The organism is Paenibacillus sp. MMO-58 (genome assembly GCF_037146255.1).
Classification (GTDB): Bacteria; Bacillota; Bacilli; order Paenibacillales; family Paenibacillaceae; genus Pristimantibacillus.
Map to the genome: position 1 here is coordinate 215,906 of NZ_JBBCVY010000004.1, position 15,167 is coordinate 231,072.

Here is a 15,167-nt window from a genome sequence, read left to right on the forward strand (position 1 = left end):
GGTGTGTAGTCATTATAAAGTTCTAGGGGGAAGCAGAAATGAAACAAGCAAAACGCAAGTTTACGGCGGTAGCGGGTTTGCTGCTGGCCGGCACGGTTGCGCTTAGCGCATGCGGAGGCAACAACTCGGCGAATTCGGGAAGCGAAGGCTCATCCGGATCAGGCAAATCGGAATCCGTAACGATCAAGTATTATAACTGGGATAACGAAGCCCAAGCGGTTGCAACCGACGCCATGCTGGATGAGTTCATGACTAAGAATCCGGATATCAAGGTTGAGCATGTCGTGCTGGTACCGGGCGATTCCGTTGAAATGCTGAAAAAGCTGGACTTCCTGATCTCCTCGGGCGAGGCGGTTGACGTTGTGGCGATGCCGAACCTTGGAGCAGTCTACGAACGTGCGACGAGAGGAGCCTTGGCACCTCTGAACGATTTCTACAAGCAGGAAAATCTGGTGCCGGAAGACGAGTATTATGTGAATCCGAAAATTAACGATAACTACTACGGCATGCAGCTGACTTCGGGCTTCAACTACGTGCTGCTGAATAAGGATGCGCTGGATGAAGCGGGCCTACCGGTTCCAACCTACGGCTGGACCTGGGATGACTACCGCGACTATGCGAAGAAGCTGACCAAAGGCGAAGGCGTGGACAAGCGTTACGGTACGTACTTCCATACCTGGGAGCTGTACATGAACGCGCCGGCGCAGACGGTGATGAAGGATCCGTTCCGTTATGACGACGGTTCGACGATTTTGTCCGATCCTTCCTACAAATACTTCTTCCAGCTCCGCAAGGATATGGAGAGCGTGGACAAATCGGCCAAGCCTTATGCCGATGTGCTTGCGGCCAAGCTGAACTACCGGACGGAATTCTTTAACGAGCAGGCCGCGATGATTCTGACGGGGAGCTTTACGATTCCGGACGTAGGCAATCAGGAGCAATACCCGCATACGTTCAAGACGGCATTTGCGCCGGTACCGCTTCCTCCGAAAGGCGCTGAGCCGAAGGATTATGAAGGCGGCAAATATTTCACAAGCGGCAGTTCGGTTGTAATGGGCGAGAACTCCAAGCATAAAGACGCTTCGTTTAAGCTGATGCGCTTTATGACAACCGCGGATTCCGACAAGCGTACCGAGTTCTCCGGCTGGAAAAAAGCGGACAACAAAGCGCTGCTGGACCGCATCATCGGCGAGAACAAAGATCTGTACGATGTGGATTCCCTGCAAAGCACGTTGTTTGGCGACAACATCAAATACCTCGACGCATCCAGCGTCATTACCGTATCGACATCCGAATTGACCAAGGTCATCGACGACGGCTTCAGCAAATTTATGCTGAGCAACGAATCGATCGACGATGTGCAGAAGTGGATGGTTGATCAAGCAACGAAAGTAATTAATGAGAAAGAAAACAAATAATCGCTCATAAGCTAACGGAAGAGAGCTTCGGAGACAACCTGCCGGTTGCTCCGGGGCTTTATTTCTATGCGGGGCATGAGCTAATTGGAGGTATAAGGTGAGCCGGTTAACTTGGAAGGATCAGAAATATTGGCTGGATGGCGAGGAGTTCCGGATTTTGTCGGGGGCGATTCATTATTTCCGGGTCGTGCAGGAATATTGGGAGGACAGGCTGCTGAAGCTGAAGGCCTGCGGTTTCAATACGGTAGAGACGTATATTCCTTGGAACCTGCATGAGCCTCGGGAGGGGAGCTTCCGCTTCGACGGGATTGCGGATGTCGCCCGTTTTATTGAGACGGCGGGCCGGCTTGGGCTATACGTGATTGTCCGTCCCAGCCCTTATATATGCGCGGAATGGGAGTTTGGCGGCCTGCCGGCCTGGCTGCTGAAATCGTCCATGGGCTTGCGCTGTATGGATCATGAATACCTGGAAAAAGTTGAACGCTACTATGATGAGCTTATTCCGCGCTTGCTGCCGCTGCTGGATTCGCAGGGCGGCCCGATCCTTGCCATGCAGGTCGAGAATGAATATGGCAGCTACGGCAACGATACTGCTTATTTAGCTTACTTGAGAGATGGCCTGATTAGCCGCGGAGTGGATTGCCTGCTGTTCACCTCGGACGGTCCAACCGATGAGATGCTGCTTGGCGGTACGGTTGACGGACTTCATGCCACGGTTAACTTTGGCTCGCGCGTAGCAGAGTCCTTCGGGAAATACCGGGAGTACAGACAGGATGAGCCTCTGATGGTCATGGAATATTGGCTGGGCTGGTTCGACCATTGGAGGAAGCCGCATCATGTCCGGGAGACCGGGGACGTTGCGAACGTATTGGACGAAATGCTTCAGCAAGGGTCATCCGTTAATCTGTACATGTTCCACGGCGGGACAAACTTCGGTTATTACAGCGGTGCCAATTACGGCGAGCATTATGAGCCAACGGTGACCAGCTATGATTACGATGCGCCTCTTACGGAGTGGGGGGATGTAACCGAGAAATACAAGGCGATCCGCGGCGTGCTCGAAAAGCATGGCATACCGGAAGGAGCGCCATTCCCGGCTCCGATTCCGAAGAAAGCTTACGGTAAGGTCGCATTGACCGAAAAAGCGGACCTGCTTGGCCAATTGGAGTTGGCATCCTCCGGGCAGGTGCAATCGGTTAGCATCCGGCCGATGGAGCATTACGACCAGGCTTATGGTTTTATTATGTACTCTACACCGGTTAAAGGGCCAAGAAACCGTCAAAAGCTGCATCTTCGCGAAGTGCGCGACCGTGCCCAGGTGTTCCTGGACGGTAAGCTGATTGGCGTCGTCGAACGGTGGAATCCGCAGCCGATTGAGATCTCGGTTCCGAGAGAAGGGGCTAGACTCGATGTCCTGGTCGAAAATATGGGGCGAGTCAATTACGGTCCTTATCTGCGCGATCATAAAGGAATTACGGAAGGTGTCCTGATCGATAACCAGTTCCAGTCGAACTGGACGGTTACCCTGCTGCCGATCGAGTCCGAACAGCTCGAGAGGGTCCAATATGAGTCGGTGGAAGTAACGGCGGCACGGCAGCCTGACGGAAGACCTGCCTTCTATCGCGGATTTGTTGAGGTGAACGAGCCTGCCGATACGTTCCTTCGCTTTGACGGCTGGCAGAAGGGGATCGCTTGGATCAATGGCTTCCAGCTTGGCCGTTATTGGGAAGCCGGCCCGCAGCGTACGTTATACGTGCCGGGTCCGCTGCTCCGCAAAGGAAGCAACGAAATCATATTATTTGAACTGCATGGCGTAAACGGGCTTCCCGAAGTGACGTTATCGGATGTACCGGATCTTGGCGAGACGGCGGCGGTTGATGAGCAAGTGCTAAACTTCGTGCAGGAAGAGGAATAGAATTTAAGGCGGATCGAAGACTATTCGATTCGCCTTTTTGACGTCATTTTGAAGTTTTTTACAATCCCGCTATTCCCTAATTCCGATTAATCCTATATGATAAAAATAATTTAAAAGCAGAATAGAGAAAATCTATCGATAAGGTCGCGGAGGGATTATTCATGAATATTGAGAACATCGAAGCTTTTGTGTATGTCAATCATTACGGCAGCTTTAATAAAGCGGCGGAGGTGCTCTTCCTCTCCCAGCCATCCGTTACCGCCCGCATACAGACACTGGAGAGGGAACTCGACTGCCGCCTGTTCGACCGGCTTGGCAAGCAAATTATGCTGACCGAGAAGGGCAAGCAGTTCCTGCCTTACGCCCAGCAAATTCTTCAAACGATTCAGAAAGGCCGTCTACATCTGCAAGAGAAGGGAGCCCGTCCGCAGGAGCTTCGAATCGGGAGCACCGTGTCCGTCTCGAACTATCTGATTCCGGATTTGCTGCCGCGGCTGACCCGTTTATTCCCGCGTTTAACCTTCAAATTAACAACGGCCCCTTCGGATGATCTGGTCAAAAAGCTGCTCGACAAGGAGATCGATATCGCATTCGTCCGAAAGCTTGTTCATCCGTCCCTGCAGTCGTTCTCCTATTACGAAGATCCTATCCGGCTGTATGTCTATGAAGGTCATCCGTTTGCGGAAGAAGAACGGGTGTCCATTGACGAGATTCGCGACCAGCCGCTTGTTTTCTTCGAATGCGGCTCGCTCGATTGGCTGCGTCTTCACCGCGTATTCGAGCATCTGGAGCAGCCCCCGCGCATCGTTTTCCATGCGGATAATTCCGAGACGGCGAAGAAGCTTGTCCTGCAAAAGGCCGGCATCTGCTTCCTTCCGGGCTTATGCGCAAGGGAAGAAGTTAGCAAAGGCAGACTTATTCCGATTGAGATTGAAGAGACAAAGGGAATTTCCCTGCATACGAACCTGATTGCGCTGACGGGAGAGAACGAGGAGTATATCCAGGCGCTGCTGCCTAAGGATAATTTGAGCTTTTACAGCATTTAGCACGGACCAATAGAATCAATCGATCGATAGAGAAAGTCTATTAGCGCGGTTAGGCGGATAGATGATACATTTATACCATCTTAATTCTTAGTAAGTTTATAGGAATTATCTAATTAGACATTTAAGGGGTGGAACTATGAGTGAATTGTTTAGGCAAGCGGCAGTCGAGGATGCGGAGCGCCTGCGTGAGGTGACGTATGAAGCCTATTCGCTCATTCGGGAGCTGAAGCTGAATTGGCCAGCGGCGAATGCCGGTCTGGATCAGATACGGGACAACATTACACAGAATGAGTGTTACGTGCTGGAGGCGGACGGCGTTATCGTGGCAACGATAACCTTGTCGAGAAACGATGAAGTGAAGGCCATCACGGATCTGCCGTTTATCAAATGGTTCGCGGTCCATCCCGGCGAGCAAGGCAAAGGATACGGCGACAAGTTGCTGACCTGGGTCGAGAATACGGTTATTCGCGATAAGGAAGGGGCAGCCGCGGTAACGCTTGGAACGGCCGAAAAGCATCCATGGCTTCTGCCGATGTACCAGCGCAGAGGTTACGAAAGCATCCGCTCCTTCGACTCCGGCAACGGGGACGGAACGATGCATCTGCTCCGCAAGATTGTGAACCCGGAGCTGTTCGAGAAAGCAAGCGAAGAACAAGCCACAACAAATTAATGAAAAAGACGGGGGTACTTAATATGAAGAAAAAAGCACTAGTCGTTACAGCTGCATTGTCGCTCTTTCTGGTGGCAGCAGGCTGCGGCTCAAACAATAAATCGGACAATACGCAAGCACAAAACGGCAATAAAGCAGCAGCGAACGTATCGGCGTCCGGCAATGCCGGCGGCGACGTGAAGAAGGTTGTCATCGGTACGGGCACCGGATTCCCGAAAGTATGCTTTATTGATGAGAACGGCAAGCTGACCGGCTTTGACGTTGAACTCATCAAAGAGATCGACAAACGCCTGCCGCAATACGAATTTGACATTAAAACGATGGAATTCTCGAACTTGCTGCTGAGCCTGGAGACGAACAAGATTGATCTTGTTGCGCATGAAATGGAGAAAAATCCGGAGCGCGAAGAGAAGTACCTGTTTAACAAAGAGTCTTACGCACACTGGAGAAATAAAATCATTGTCGCAAAGGACAATAACACGATTAACTCTCTTGATGACTTGGCAGGCAAGAAGGTTCTGACTGGCGCAACCAGCGCTGAGGCGCAGATTCTTGAGAACTATAACAAGTTGCATGACAAGAAAATTAATATCGTGTATCAAAACGGCGGAGCCAATGATACGGTCAGCCAAATTACGAGCGGCCGCGTAGACGCGACAATCGGAGCAGACTTTACGCTATCGCTGATCGACCCGCAAGCCAAGCTGAAGACAGCCGGTGATGACCTGTCTGAAGCGGATATTCTGTTCGTGCTCCGCAAGAACGATCCGGCTGAGCAAGAGCTGTCCGATGCAGTGGACGGCGCGTTGAAAGAAATCAAAGCGGACGGTACGCTCGGCAAGCTGAGCACGGAGTGGCTTGGTGCAGACTTTACGGCAGACACCGCGAAATAGCATCGTGATTCAAAGTAAGGAGAGGTGAGACCGCAAGATGGAGTATGGCTTCGATATTAATTATGTGCTCGATTTTATTCCCAAACTGCTGAGTACGCTGAATATTACCCTGCTGATCGTAGCGGGTGCTATCGGATTGGGGCTGCTTGTAGGCTTTCTTGTGGCTCTTCCCCGCCTTTACAACGTACCGGTGCTTCGGAATGTATCGATGGTGTACGTTTCCTTCTTCCGGGGCACGCCGATCCTTATTCAGCTGTTCCTGTTCTATTACGGACTTCCGGAAATATTGAAGCTCGTCTATGTCGATGTATCTAAGGTTCCGGTTCTCTATTTCGTTATTCTAACGTTTGGCCTTAATGTTGCTGCTTTTATATCGGAGACAATCCGGGCCGCCGTTCTGGCGGTTAACCGGGGACAGGTGGAAGCGGCATATGCCGTAGGCATGACCGGGTATCAGGCTTTTACCCGGATCGTGCTGCCGCAGGCGGTAGCCATTGCGGTTCCGGTATTCGCCAACCTCGTCATTGCGATGCTGAAGGACACCTCGCTTGCCTTCACGCTGGGCGTTATGGAGATGACAGGCAAGGCTCAGACGCTTGGTTCGTTGTCCCAGCATTTTCTCGAAACCTATATTGCGCTTGCCCTTATTTACCTGGTGATCAGCATTGCGCTGGAGAGGCTGATGCTGCTTGCGGAACGCCGCTTATCCCGCCATATGCGTCGGGATACGGAAGTGAAAAATCGCTTGTTCACCCGGAGGAAAAAACGCGTATCGCTGGGCCGTTTAAACCGTGAGCTGAAGGAGGTGCCGCGTTATGAAGCTTGATCCGTCCTTTATATGGACCGCATTCCTGCAGCTGTGGTCGGCAGTTCCAACGACGCTGTTTATTACTCTCGTATCCGTGTCCGTCGGATTTGTGATCGGCGTAATAACGGCGCTTGCCCGGATTTACCGAATTCCGGTATTGTCCCAGCTGTCGGGCGGTTATGTGACTTTTATACGCGGGACGCCGATGCTGACGCATCTGCTTCTCATCTATTTCGGATTGCCGATGCTTGTAGACGGGCTGTCGGCGCAATTCGATCTCGGATGGAATTCCGCCAAAATCCCGATGATCGGCTTTGCTTACATCTCGTTCTCGATTACGGCAGGCGCTTATTTGTCGGAGGTTGTCCGCTCCGGATTATTGGCGGTGGACCGCGGGCAATTGGAAGCGGCCTGGTCGATTGGGATGACAACGCCGCAGGCGCTTCGCCGCATCGTATTTCCTCAAGCGCTGGCAGCAAGCCTGCCGAACCTGTCCAACTCGGTTATCGGGATGCTGCACGGTTCGACGCTTGCTTTTACCGTATCGGTTGTCGACTTGAACGCCAAAGCGCAGATCGTGGCTTCGACGAACTGGAAGTTCTTCGAATCATACGTAGCCGCAGCTTTAATATTCTGGGGATTAACGATCCTGATTGAACGTTTTACCGGTCTTATCGAAAGAAGAATCCGCGTGTACAGCAAGGGAGGGGTAGCATGATTAAGCTTAGCGGTATCCACAAGTCGTTTGGACGCCACGAGGTCCTGAAAGGGATCGATCTCACTGTTAATAAGGGCGAGGTTGTTGCCATTCTGGGGCCAAGCGGCTCCGGTAAAACTACGCTGCTGCGCTGCATCAATTACTTGGAGAAGCCGAGCGACGGAGAGATCCGGATCGGCGATTTCGCCCTTAACGCGAAGCATGCGGGGAAAAAGGATATTTATTCGCTGCGCCAGCGCTCGGCGATGGTGTTCCAGCAATACAATCTGTTCAGCCATAAGACGGCGCTCGAGAATGTCATCGAGGGACTGATCGTGGTAAAGAAGATCGGCAAGGAACAGGCACGCAAACGCGGCATCGAGCTGCTCGAGAAGGTAGGCCTCGGCGCCAAGCTGGATGCTTATCCAAGTCAATTGTCCGGCGGCCAGCAGCAGCGCGTCGGCATCGCAAGAGCGCTTGCGCTTGAGCCCGAAGTGATCTTGTTTGACGAGCCGACATCGGCGCTCGACCCCGAACTTGTGGGCGAAGTGCTGGCCGTTATCCGCCGGATTGCCAAGGAAGGCATTACGATGATTATCGTGACGCACGAGATGGGCTTTGCCCAGGATGTAGCGAATCATGTGGTATTTATGGACGGCGGCGTTGTCGTCGAGGAGGGCCCTCCAGCCGAGCTGTTCGGCAATCCGAAGGAAGAACGGACCAAACAGTTTCTGAAGCGGTTTTCAACGGAGCCGAGCTATTCGATTTAGTACAAAGAATCATCATGAGCAGCCCTCCCAGGCTGTTTGTGCGATCATTCTTTTTAGGAGGTTAAGGCATGTCCATTACAATAAGCATTTTGGATCAAAGCCCGGTTTACCCGGGCGAAACTTCAGCCGAAGCATTCGCTCATACGGTTACGTTGGCGCAAAAAGCGGAGGAGCTTGGCTTCCGCCGCTTCTGGGTATCGGAGCATCATGATTCCGAGCATGTCGCGGGCTCTTCGCCGGAGGTTCTTATCTCCTATCTGCTCGCCCGTACCAATAACATTCGGGTTGGCTCCGGCGGTATTATGCTGCAGCACTACAGCCCTTATAAGGTAGCGGAGAACTTCCATGTTCTTGCTTCCCTCGAACCCGGCCGCGTTGATCTTGGCGTAGGCCGCGCTCCCGGCGGACTTCCGCGCAGCACGCAGGCGCTGCAGCGCAACATCGTGAACCCGTTGTCGCTCACGGACAAAATCGTCGAGCTCCGCGGATACGTGGAAGGACGGACGGAGGAAGAAGGTCCGCTGGCAGGTATTAAGGCGACCCCGATTCCGGCAGTTGCGCCGGAGCTGCATGTGCTCGGTGCATCTGCGGACAGTGCGGAGCTTGCCGCAAGTCTTGGGCTGCCTTACGTGTTCTCCCTCTTCATCGGAGGAGACGAGCAAGCTGCCGTTGATTCGGTTCTTAAATATAAGCAGGCCTTTAATTATGAGCTGGGCACCGCGCCGCAAGCGATTCTGGCGTTGGCTGCAATCGTAGCGGATACGGATGAAGAAGCGGTAAGCCTGATCCCGCCGCAAAAGCTGGTGAAGGTGCATTTGGCAAGCGGCCGCAAGGTTACGCTTGGCACGATTGAGCAAGCCGAAGCTTACGGTCAGCAATCCGGCGAGGAATACACGATTGAAGAAAAAGAGCCGCTTATTGCGGCAGGCTCCAAAGAAACGGTACGCGGCAAGCTGCTTGCCCTGCAGGAAGCGACCGGCGTAGAAGAGTTTATTATCACAACGAATATTTCACCGTTCGAGAAACGGATCCGCTCGTATGAGCTGCTTAGCGAGGCATTTGCCGAAGTCACGGCTTAAGCTGGGAAGGTGAGGTGGACGAATGAGTAACGATACAACAGCCCGAAGCGCTGATGCGTTAGCAGGCCAGTTGACGGATATCCGCAGGGAGCTGCACCGGAATCCGGAGCTGTCCCACGAGGAATTCGAAACGACATTCCGAATCAAGAGCTGGCTTGAGGCAGGCGGCATCCGTATCGCGGATTATCCGCTGAAGACAGGCGTTATCGCCGAGATCGGGACGGGTACACCGATTATTGCGCTTCGCGCCGATATCGATGCCCTTCCGATTCAGGAAGAGACGGGACTTCCCTTTGCTTCGGCTGTTCCGGGCAAAATGCATGCTTGCGGCCATGACTTTCATACGGCTGCCCTCATCGGAGCCGCTTATTTATTGAAGGAACGCGAGCAGGAGCTGAAAGGCACGGTCCGGCTGATCTTCCAGCCAGCCGAGGAGAAGGCGAAAGGCGCGCGGCAGGTTATCGCCAGCGGGGCGCTGGAAGGCGTGCAGGCGATCTTCGGCCTGCATAACAAGCCGGATCTGCCGGTTGGCACGATCGGCATTAAAGGCGGTCCGCTTATGGCTGCGGCCGACGGATTTGTTGTTGAGGTTGCGGGACGCGGCTCGCATGCCGCCGTACCGGAAGCCGGCAACGATCCGGTTCTAACGGCTGCGCATATCGTTACCGCTCTGCAGTCGATTGTCAGCCGTAATGTAGGAGCGCTCGACAGTGCGGTGATCAGCGTGACGAAGCTGAACAGCGGTACGGCATGGAATGTGATTCCGGAGAAGGCCGTGCTGGACGGTACGATCCGTACTTTTGATCCCGATATCCGCCGCCGCGTCCGCGAGCGATTCGACCAGGTGGTAGCAGGCGTTGCCGCTGCCTTCGATACAACCGCCGTAGTTCGCTGGATTGAAGGTCCGCCGCCGGTTCACAACGATGAAGGGCTAGCGGAGCTGGCATGGCAGGAAGCCGAGCGATTGGAGCTGCTTCCGGTTAGTCCGGTACCTTCTCTTGCCGGGGAAGACTTTGCGGCTTACCAGCAGCAGGTTCCGGGACTATTCGTTTTTGTAGGGACGGACGGGCCAAAAGAATGGCATCATCCGGCTTTTGATCTCGATGAGCGGGCACTGCCGGTTGCGGCTGATTTCTTTGCCGGTACGGCTATTCGCGCATTATCATACTTTGCGGCTGAACCGCAAGATCCGAAGGAGGACTTCCAATGAGTGCTATCGATATTCAAGCTTATTTGGACACGCATCTTCAATTGACCCAGGCGATCGCAGGGGTAGAAGAAGCGCAGCTGAAATGGAAAGAAAACGAAGCGAAATGGAGCATTACCGAGGTGCTGTCCCATTTGGCCGATCATAATATCGTGGTATCCTTCCGCATCCGCGACATTCTTGCGGATACGAAGGCGCAGCTTCCCGCTTTTAACCAGGACCTGTGGGTGTCTGGCCAGCATTCCAATGACGGCAACGCGTCCGACATTTTGAATGCATTCTGGGCGCTGCTGCAGTACAACGGTCTGCTGTTTGGCCGTCTGAGCGAGCAGGATCTGGATAAGACCGGCATTAACTTCAAAGGGGAAACGGTCCGCGTGCGCGACATTATTCAAGGATTCACGAAGCATGTGCAGAATCATCTGGGTCAGATTGACCGGATTAAAGCTGCTTATATCGCTCAAGGACCGTCCGTTACGATTTCGACAGCAAAAGGGGGAAATGCGTAATGACAGCACGCAAACAATTAAAGCTTGGCGCGATGCTTCATGGCGTAGGTAGCAGCACATCGCTGTGGAGACATCCGGAGATTCCGTCGGATGCGAGCGTCAACTTCGAGCTGTACAAATCGTGGGTCGAGAAGGCTGAAGCCGGCAAGTTCGATCTGGCTTTTATCGCTGACGGCCTTTACATTAACGAAAAATCGATTCCGCATTTCTTGAACCGCTTCGAGCCGATTACGATCTTAAGCGCGCTGGCGGCAGTCAGCAAGCATATCGGTCTTGTCGGCACGCTCTCGACTTCGTACAGCGAGCCGTTTACGGTTGCGCGCCAATTTGGTTCGCTTGACGTGATCAGCGGCGGCCGCGCAGGCTGGAATATCGTCACTTCCCCGCTTGAAGGCTCCGCGCTGAACTACGGCAAGAAGGAGCATCCGGACCACGACAAGCGTTACCGGATCGCAACGGAATACCTGGAGGTCACGCGCGGCCTGTGGGATTCGTGGGAGGACGATGCGTTTGTCCGCGACAAAGAGTCCGGGGTCTTCTTCGACCCTGCCAAGCTGCATACGCTTAATCACGAAGGCGAGTTCTTCTCCGTAAAAGGTCCCCTGAACATTGCCCGCTCGAAGCAGGGCCAGCCGGTTATTTTCCAGGCGGGGGCGTCTGATGTGGGCAAAGACTATGCCGCTAAGCATGCGGATGCGATCTTCACCGGTCATGATTCGGTTGAAGACGCGGTTTCGTTCTATCAGGACGTGAAGCGCCGCGCGGCCGCATTTGGGCGCAACCCGGATAACGTTCTCGTCTTCCCGGGCATCGGTCCGATTATCGGCAGCACGGAGGAGGAAGCGGAGCGCAAATACCAGGAGGTTGTGGATCTTGTGTCGGCGGAAAATGCGCTCATCTACATGGGACGCTTCTTCGAGCATCACGACTTCTCCCAATACGATTTGGACGCGCCGTTCCCTGAACTGGGAGATCTCGGCCGCAACAGCTTCCAAAGCGGTACGGACAAAATCAAAGCCAATGCGAAGGAGAAAGGCCTGACGCTGCGTCAGGTGGCTCTGCAGGTCGCGACTCCTCGTCCTATATTCATCGGAACGCCTGAGCAGGTTGCGGACCGGGTTCAGGAGTGGTTCGAAGCCGGCGCTGCCGACGGATTTATGGTTGGTTCTTCGGTGCCGCATGGCCTTGAGGATTTCATTGATCATGTGGTTCCGATTCTGCAGGCACGCGGCTTGTTCCGCACCGAGTACGAAGGCGATACGCTGCGCGGCAATCTGGGCCTGCCGATTCCGGCTAACCGTTACACGAAAGCAGCTGAACACGTTTGACTCTGAACAAAAATAAAGCAGCCTTAGAGGAGATGCTGGCGTACGCGGGTTCATTGCATGACGAGCTAATCGCGATTCGCCGCGACCTGCACCGTCATCCGGAGCTGCTGTACGATACGGATCGTACGGCGGCACGGGTTGCGGGGCTGCTCGAAGAATGGGGGATCGACGTCCAGACGGGCGTCGGCCCCCATTTTGGCAAAGGCGTAGTAGGCGTGCTGCGCGGCGGGCTTGAGGGCGGCCGGACCCTTCTGCTGCGTGCCGATATGGATGCCCTGCCGATTACGGAGCTAAACGATGTCGATTATAAGTCCTTGGTCGACGGCACCATGCATGCCTGCGGCCATGACGCGCATACGGCTATGCTGCTTGGCGCGGCAAAGACGCTTGCCGCTTACCGGGAAAGCTTTGCCGGAGAGATTCGCTTTGTCTTCCAGCCTGCCGAAGAAGGAGCGCTGCCAAGTCCGCTGGACGGGCGCCTGCTCTCCGGCGGGAGGGATATGATCGAGGCGGGTATTCTCGAAGGCGTTGACCGCTGTTATGCCCTGCATGTATGGCCGGAGCTAGATGCAGGCACGATAGGCATCCATTCACGATATGCGATGGCGGCTTCTTCCCATTTTCACGTGACGTTCCAAGGGACAAGCGGCCATCACAGCTCGCCCCATCTGGCGGCGGATGCGATCCAGATGACGGGGGCTTATATTGCCGGAGTAAACGGCATGATGGCAAACAGCATTGATCCGCGGGAGCAAGCCGTGCTTGCTTTCGGAACCATGCGCGCCGGTACGGTCATTAACGCGATCGCCGAGCAGAGCATCATAACCGGGACTTTCCGCGCGTTCAGCAAGCAGACCGTTGCGGCTATTACCGCCGGACTGGAACGCCATGCGCAAGCGGCATCGCTTGCCTACGGCGGCTTCTATCATATTGCCCTTCGCGAAGGGATTGCGGTTATGAATGATAGCGAAGCCGTTTTTGAGGTTATCCGCGCAGGCACAGCTGTTCTTGGCGGAGAGAATGTGCGGCAGCAGCTTGAGCCAAGTCTGGCCGGAGAAGATTTCGGCTGGTATTTGGACCGGGTGCCAGGCGCTTTTATTTTGCTGGGATGCGGAAATGATGCGCTTGGCATACGGGAAGGGCTGCACCGGCCCAAGTTTAATCTGGATGAGTCCGTGCTTGTTCATGGCACCAGACTGCTCGTTCAGCTTGCTGCGGGATCATCGTCATAGTAGGAAGGAAACACCGATTGCTGCTTCATGCGGCAATTGGTGTTTTTTTCTTCAGAAAGTCTTGACCCATAGATGATACCTAACGGTCGATAGAAGAGATTTATATGCTATTGTGCCGCAGAAAGCCCAGTGTTAGAGTATTGCCAAGATAAATTCCTATTAAACAGATGGGATATGTTACTTTACCGGAATTTTATTGAGTCAGACAAAAATGCAGATAAGGGTGGAGTGTATATGTCGAAGAAGAGAGCATTGAAATTGGGAGCTATTATTCATGGTGTGGGCGGAAGCAGCTCAGGCTGGAGACATCCCGATATTCCGGCGGATGCAAGCGTCAATATCGGTTTCTATAAGCAGCAGGCGCTTAAGGCGGAAGAAGGCAAATTCGATTTCCTCTTTATCGCCGACGGTCTGTACATTACCGAAAAATCAATCCCTCATTTCTTGAACCGGTTCGAGCCTATTACGATTCTATCCGCGCTTGGAGCGGTTACTTCCAACATCGGGCTTGTAGGCACGCTGTCGACCTCCTACAGCGAGCCGTTTACGGTTGCCCGCCAGTTCTCGTCGATCGATCATATCAGCGGCGGCCGCGCAGGCTGGAACGTCGTCACTTCCCCGCTTGAAGGCAGCGCTCTTAACTTCGGCGGCAAGCCGCATCCCGAGCATAGCGAGCGTTACCGGATCGCCGAGGAGTATCTGGAAGTCGCGAAGGGGCTGTGGGATTCGTGGGAAGACGATGCTTTTGTCCGCGACAAAGAAACCGGCGTATTCTTCGATCCGGAGAAGCTGCATCGACTAAATCACAGCGGGGAATTCTTCTCCGTGCAAGGTCCGCTGAATATCGCGCGCTCGAAGCAAGGCCAGCCCGTTGTATTCCAGGCAGGCTCTTCCGAGAGCGGACGCAATCTGGCCGCAAAGACGGCCGATGCCGTATTTACCGGTCCGGAGTCGCTCGAAGAGGCGAAGGAGTTCTACCGCGATGTGAAGCGCCGCGTGGCAGAGAATGGCCGTAATCCCGAGCATACGCTTATTTTCCCTGGCATTGGGCCGATTATCGGACGCACGCAGGAAGAGGCGGAAGAGAAGTATCGGCAGATTGCGGGCCTGGTTACGATCGAGAAGGCGCTTGATCATCTGGGCAGATTTTTCGAGCATCACGACTTCTCGCAATACGAGTTGGACGCACCGTTCCCGGACCTCGGCGACTTTGGCTCCAACAGCTTCCGCAGCACAACCGACCGGATCAAGCGCCGCGCCAAGGAGCAAGGACTTACGCTTCGCGAGGTTGCTTTGCAGGCGGCAACGCCACGGAATTCTTTTATCGGCACGCCGGAATTCGTAGCGGATAAAGTGCAGGAATGGTTCGAAGAGGAAGCGGCGGACGGCTTTATTATTGCGTCGGCTACGCCGCGGGGTCTGGATGATTTCGTCGAGCTGGTAGTTCCGATTCTGCAGGAGCGCGGATTGTACCGTACCGAGTACGATGCCGATACGCTTCGCGGCAACCTGGGGATTCCGGTACCGGAGAACCGTTACGCGGCGGCGCGCAAACAGGCTGGAGTGACCGTTAACTAATCGAATAGGAGAGAGAA

At 54.1% G+C, this 15,167-nt stretch carries 14 protein-coding genes; all 14 read left to right on the plus strand.

Features of this window, described 5'->3' with window-relative positions:
* The first annotated feature begins 38 nt into the window (after positions 1-38).
* The 14 genes from WFJ73_RS14580 to WFJ73_RS14645 all read left to right on the plus strand — a co-directional run bounded on the left by WFJ73_RS14580 (position 39) and on the right by WFJ73_RS14645 (position 15,150).
* Entirely contained in the window at positions 39-1,418 is a 1,380-nt protein-coding gene (locus WFJ73_RS14580) for an ABC transporter substrate-binding protein (protein WP_336773755.1), read from the plus strand.
* Between the two features lie 97 nt (positions 1,419-1,515).
* Positions 1,516-3,333: a glycoside hydrolase family 35 protein gene (locus tag WFJ73_RS14585; RefSeq protein ID WP_336773756.1), complete on the plus strand. Its 1,818-nt coding sequence runs from the start codon at positions 1,516-1,518 to the stop codon at positions 3,331-3,333.
* A 161-nt stretch (positions 3,334-3,494) separates the two neighbouring features.
* Complete coding sequence (locus WFJ73_RS14590; RefSeq protein ID WP_336773757.1) at positions 3,495-4,379, plus strand: LysR family transcriptional regulator; 885 nt, start codon at positions 3,495-3,497, stop codon at positions 4,377-4,379.
* Positions 4,380-4,515: 136 nt separating this feature from the next.
* Positions 4,516-5,049: a GNAT family N-acetyltransferase gene (locus WFJ73_RS14595; RefSeq protein WP_336773758.1), complete on the plus strand. Its 534-nt coding sequence runs from the start codon at positions 4,516-4,518 to the stop codon at positions 5,047-5,049.
* Between the two features lie 23 nt (positions 5,050-5,072).
* Positions 5,073-5,942 (plus strand): transporter substrate-binding domain-containing protein, encoded by an 870-nt coding sequence (locus WFJ73_RS14600; protein WP_336773759.1) that lies wholly within the window; start codon positions 5,073-5,075, stop codon positions 5,940-5,942.
* A gap of 37 nt (positions 5,943-5,979) precedes the next feature.
* The gene (locus tag WFJ73_RS14605; RefSeq protein ID WP_336773760.1) at positions 5,980-6,768 is read left to right on the plus strand and encodes an amino acid ABC transporter permease; all 789 of its coding nucleotides are present in this window, start codon (positions 5,980-5,982) and stop codon (positions 6,766-6,768) included.
* Complete coding sequence (locus WFJ73_RS14610) at positions 6,758-7,468, plus strand: amino acid ABC transporter permease (RefSeq protein ID WP_336773761.1); 711 nt, start codon at positions 6,758-6,760, stop codon at positions 7,466-7,468. The genes WFJ73_RS14605 and WFJ73_RS14610 overlap by 11 nt, the downstream gene beginning before the upstream one ends.
* Positions 7,465-8,217, plus strand: a complete 753-nt coding sequence (locus WFJ73_RS14615; RefSeq protein ID WP_336773762.1) for an amino acid ABC transporter ATP-binding protein — start codon at positions 7,465-7,467, stop codon at positions 8,215-8,217. Before WFJ73_RS14610 ends, WFJ73_RS14615 begins: the two co-directional genes overlap by 4 nt.
* A gap of 68 nt (positions 8,218-8,285) precedes the next feature.
* Positions 8,286-9,296 carry an LLM class flavin-dependent oxidoreductase gene (locus WFJ73_RS14620; RefSeq protein WP_336773763.1) on the plus strand — a complete coding sequence of 337 codons (1,011 nt, stop codon included), beginning with the start codon at positions 8,286-8,288 and terminating at the stop codon, positions 9,294-9,296.
* 22 nt (positions 9,297-9,318) lie between these two features.
* The gene (locus tag WFJ73_RS14625; RefSeq protein WP_336773764.1) at positions 9,319-10,506 is read left to right on the plus strand and encodes a M20 peptidase aminoacylase family protein; all 1,188 of its coding nucleotides are present in this window, start codon (positions 9,319-9,321) and stop codon (positions 10,504-10,506) included.
* Positions 10,503-11,012, plus strand: coding sequence for a DinB family protein (locus WFJ73_RS14630; protein ID WP_336773765.1), 510 nt, complete (start codon positions 10,503-10,505; stop codon positions 11,010-11,012). The genes WFJ73_RS14625 and WFJ73_RS14630 overlap by 4 nt, the downstream gene beginning before the upstream one ends.
* Positions 11,012-12,340, plus strand: a complete 1,329-nt coding sequence (locus tag WFJ73_RS14635; protein WP_336773766.1) for an LLM class flavin-dependent oxidoreductase — start codon at positions 11,012-11,014, stop codon at positions 12,338-12,340. Before WFJ73_RS14630 ends, WFJ73_RS14635 begins: the two co-directional genes overlap by 1 nt.
* A complete protein-coding gene (locus WFJ73_RS14640) occupies positions 12,337-13,572 on the plus strand; it encodes a M20 metallopeptidase family protein (RefSeq protein ID WP_336773767.1) in 1,236 nt (411 codons plus the stop codon). Before WFJ73_RS14635 ends, WFJ73_RS14640 begins: the two co-directional genes overlap by 4 nt.
* Before the next feature lie 234 nt (positions 13,573-13,806).
* Complete coding sequence (locus WFJ73_RS14645) at positions 13,807-15,150, plus strand: LLM class flavin-dependent oxidoreductase (protein WP_317979966.1); 1,344 nt, start codon at positions 13,807-13,809, stop codon at positions 15,148-15,150.
* Positions 15,151-15,167: the final 17 nt, after the last annotated feature.